The organism is Bradyrhizobium sp., assembly GCF_019244115.1.
Lineage (GTDB): Bacteria > Pseudomonadota > Alphaproteobacteria > Rhizobiales > Xanthobacteraceae > Bradyrhizobium.
This window is the reverse complement of sequence record NZ_JAFATE010000047.1, coordinates 1-3318: the sequence shown is the minus strand read 5'-3', so window position 1 is coordinate 3318 and position 3318 is coordinate 1. Positions and strand designations below refer to the sequence as shown.

At 65.4% G+C, this 3318-nt stretch carries 3 protein-coding genes; all 3 read left to right on the top strand.

Going from position 1 to position 3318, the window contains the following annotated elements; genetic code table 11:
- On the top strand, positions 1-1327 hold a 1327-nt coding region (gene argH / locus JOZ76_RS02330; RefSeq protein WP_291697021.1), incomplete at its 5' end, for an argininosuccinate lyase.
- Between the two features lie 72 nt (positions 1328-1399).
- Positions 1400-1720, top strand: a complete 321-nt coding sequence (lptM, locus tag JOZ76_RS02325; protein WP_291697020.1) for an LPS translocon maturation chaperone LptM — start codon at positions 1400-1402, stop codon at positions 1718-1720.
- Between the two features lie 66 nt (positions 1721-1786).
- Positions 1787-3052 carry a diaminopimelate decarboxylase gene (lysA, locus tag JOZ76_RS02320; RefSeq protein ID WP_291697019.1) on the top strand — a complete coding sequence of 422 codons (1266 nt, stop codon included), beginning with the start codon at positions 1787-1789 and terminating at the stop codon, positions 3050-3052.
- Positions 3053-3318: the final 266 nt, after the last annotated feature.

Genomic DNA, 3318 nt, shown 5'->3' with positions numbered 1-3318 from the left:
CGTCTCGATCGACGTCGATCGCCACCTCTTTGCCCAGGACATTGCCGCGTCCAAGGCGCACGCAGCGATGCTCGCGGCCAACGGCATCATCACGGCCTCAGATGCAAAAAATATCGGCAAGGGTCTAGACACGATTTTGTCAGAGATTGGCAAGGGCGCGTTCGATTTCAAGCGCGCGCTCGAGGACATTCACATGAATGTCGAGGCCCGGCTCGCCGAGCTGATCGGGCCCGCCGCCGGACGGCTGCACACCGCGCGCTCGCGCAACGACCAGATCGCGACCGACTTCCGCCTGTTCGTCCGCGACACCATTGACGCGATCGACGAGGGTCTCGCGGCCTTGCAGCGCGCTCTGGTCGAGCGCGCCATCGAGCACGCCGCGACCGTGATGCCGGGCTTCACCCATCTGCAGACTGCGCAGCCTGTCACCTTCGGCCATCATCTGCTCGCTTATGTCGAGATGGCCGCGCGCGACCGCGGCCGTTTTGCCGATGCGCGTGCGCGCCTCAACGAATCGCCGCTCGGTGCGGCGGCGCTCGCCGGCACCTCGTTTCCGATCGACCGCCACGCCACCGCCAAGGCGCTCGGCTTCGACCGGCCGATGGCCAATTCGCTGGACGCCGTCTCCGACCGCGACTTTGTGCTGGAAACGCTGTCGGCGGCCGCAATCACCGCGGTGCATCTGTCGCGGCTTGCCGAGGAGATCGTGATCTGGACCTCGCCGCTGGTCGGCCTGGTGCGGCTCTCCGACAAGTTCACCACCGGCTCGTCGATCATGCCCCAAAAGCGCAATCCGGATGCGGCGGAGCTGGTCCGCGCCAAAACCGGCCGGGTGATCGGCGCGCTGACCGGCCTGTTGATCGTGATGAAGGGCCTGCCGCTCGCCTACCAGAAGGACATGCAGGAGGACAAGCAGGGCGCGATGGAGGCCTTCGAGGCCGCGGGCCTGGCGATCCGCGCCATGACCGGCATGGTCGCCGACCTCGTGCCCGACGAGGCGCGCATGAAGGCGGCCGCCGGCGAGGGCTATGCCACCGCGACCGATCTTGCCGACTGGCTGGTTCGGACCCTGAAAATGCCGTTCCGCGACGCTCACCACGTCACAGGCCGGATCGTGTCGCTGGCGGCCAAGCAGGGCGTCGCGCTGCACGAGCTGCCGCTCGAAGCGATGCAGGAGATCGAGCCGAACATCACGGCCGACGTCTTGAAGGTGCTCACGGTCGAGGCGTCCGTGAAGAGCCGGACCAGCTTTGGCGGCACGGCCCCGAAAAACGTCCTCGCGCAGGCGAAAGGCTGGCTGAAGCGGCTGGAAAAACAACGAAAATAGGGCTGGGTTTCACTTCGCGCGGGCAATTTCAGGGTGGTGGCGGCAGTGCAATCTCTGTATTGTGCCAGCCAAATGGGGACCCTCGTCGTGAATCGTAACCGTCGCCCGGCCGCGCCTGGCTGGGCCATTCTGGTCTTGTGTGCGGCCTCGCTCGCGCTTGCGGCTTGCGGACGCAAGGGGCCTTTGGATCTGCCGCCGAACGCCTCGTCGCCAGCCATCGCCAGCGCCAACAGCGCCCCCGCGCCGACCGACACGGAGAGCGAGGCGATGAGCAAACCGAGCGTGTACAATCCGAGCTATGGAATGGACGCGCCGCCGACCGCTGGAAGAGGGCCCAAACGGCCGTTCATTCTCGACCCGCTGCTCGACAGCGGCGGCCCGTCGCGTAATTGAATAGCAGCGAACTGAATCGAAACCGAAAGTCCTGGGGCGCCGGCCTCCGGGATATTTGAGCCCACCATGAATCATTTCGATTATCGTAACGGCGTGCTCCACGCCGAGGCTGTCAGCCTGTCCGATCTCGCCAAGTCTGTCGGCACGCCCTTCTACTGCTACTCGACCGCCACGCTGGAGCGGCACTACCGCGTGTTCACCGAGGCCTTCGCGGGCGAGAAGGTGATGGTTTGCTACGCCCTGAAGGCGAACTCCAACCAGTCCGTGCTGCGGACCCTGGCAAAACTCGGGGCCGGTGCGGACGTCGTCTCCGGCGGCGAACTGAAACGGGCGCTCGCCGCCGGCATTCCGGCGAACAAGATCCTGTTCTCGGGCGTCGGCAAGACCGAGGCCGAGCTGCGCGCCGCGCTCGCCGCCGACATCCATTGCATCAACATCGAGTCCGAGCCCGAGCTGGAGCTGCTGTCGCGCCTCGCCGTCGAGACCGGACGCACCGCGCGGATTTCGGTGCGCGTCAACCCGGATGTCGATGCCGGCACGCACGCAAAGATTTCCACCGGCAAGTCGGAAAACAAGTTCGGCATTCCGCTCGCGCAGGCGCGCGCGGTCTATGCCCGGGCGGCCAAACTGCCGGGCATCGCGGTCACCGGCACCGACGTGCATATCGGCAGCCAGATCACCGATCTTTCCAAGATGGAGACCGCGTTCCGGATTCTCACCGAGTTCGTGCATGAATTGCGCAGCGACGGGCATGCGATCTCGCACGTCGATTTCGGCGGCGGGCTCGGCATTCCCTATTATCACGATCGCGAGGCGCCGCCCGCGCCCGACGCCTATGCCGCGATGGTGAAGCGCATCACTCATAATCTCGGCTGCACGCTGATGTTCGAGCCGGGGCGGATGATCGTCGGCAATGCCGGCATTCTGGTCGCCCGCGTGATCTATGTGAAGCAGGGCGATGCGAAGAATTTCATCATCATCGATGCCGCCATGAACGACCTGATCCGCCCGACGCTCTATGAGGCCCATCACGACATCCTCCCCGTTGTTCAGCCCGCGCCGGGCACGCGCACGATCGTCGCCGATGTGGTCGGCCCGGTATGCGAGACCGGCGACTATCTCGCGCTCGACCGCAAGCTGCCCGAGCCGAAGGCCGGCGATCTCCTGGCCATCATGACGGCCGGCGCCTATGGCGCGGTGCAGGCATCGACCTACAACACGCGGCCGCTGGTGCCGGAGGTGCTGGTCAAGGACGATCAATATGCCGTGGTCCGCCCGCGCATCGAGGTCGAGGAACTGATCGCGCTGGACAAGCCCGCACCGTGGCTGTGAGGCCCTCACGACGGTCGTTATTGGACGGTCGTTATTGCGAGCCGCAATCTCCGATGTGTCATCGCCCGGCTCGACCGGGCGATCCAGTACGCCGCGGCTTATCCGCTCAAGCACTGCCGTCTCTGGGATACTGGATGCCCCGCTTAAAGCGGGGCAAGACAGCGGAGAGCGTGACGAGCAATTTCCAGACGAACCTCAGCGTTCTCGCGGCGCGATCGCGCCCGAGTTGCTGACTTCAAGCTCACCCTCGAAAACGAGGGCGCAGG

Bases quoted from the DNA above. Each gene is read 5' to 3' on its own strand.
- lptM (WP_291697020.1), top strand. From the start codon at position 1,400: ATGGGGACCCTCGTCGTGAATCGTAACCGTCGCCCGGCCGCGCCTGGC.
- lysA (WP_291697019.1), top strand. From the start codon at position 1,787: ATGAATCATTTCGATTATCGTAACGGCGTGCTCCACGCCGAGGCTGTC.